The sequence below is a fragment of the Vibrio sp. Y176 genome (assembly GCF_033438945.1).
The window spans coordinates 1-523 of sequence record NZ_JAWOQS010001157.1 but is presented as its reverse complement, the minus strand read 5'-3'; the positions used below and the strand labels follow the sequence as shown (position 1 = coordinate 523).

The 523-nt window shown below is 36.1% G+C and carries 1 pseudogene; it reads right to left on the bottom strand.

The window, feature by feature from the left end:
* Positions 1-130: pseudogene (locus R7O13_RS30740) on the bottom strand (quinone-dependent dihydroorotate dehydrogenase); the annotation flags it as partial.
* Positions 131-523 lie beyond the last annotated feature (393 nt).

The window sequence follows — 523 nt, the reverse complement described above, 5'->3', positions numbered from 1 at the left end:
TAGGTAATTGTTGACGATAGAAAAGATCGAGTGGTGTGCCGTTAAAGCGTTGGAAGTTCTTGATTGCAAGATCATGTGCCTTTTCGGCATCAAGTTGGAAAAAGCCAGTTCTGGCTAGACGGTAAAGCATTGTGCCTCCGAAAGAAAAAAGCCCCGTGTAAACGGGTCAATATTATTTACTGTTTTTTATTGTAATTCAATGAAAATGAACGAATTAAGTAAAATTGCATCTTGAGTTAGAAGTTTTTTCATAAAAACAAAGAATTAGCGTTTTTTTGCTGCATTGAAATATTCAGTTTCTAATGGAAAAGCAATCGATTTCAGCAGAAGTTAAGTTTTAAAATTTAGTTACAATGTCACGCTAATGACCGGAATTTGGTGTTTGCGGATACAAAAAAGCCTCGCATTTACGAGGCTTTTTCTAATAAGTTAACTCACCTACTCGTTTGAAGAGCAATTCAAATTAAGCAGTACCAGTTCACGAAGAGCTACCGAGAATTTGGCAAATTCATGTACAGAACCG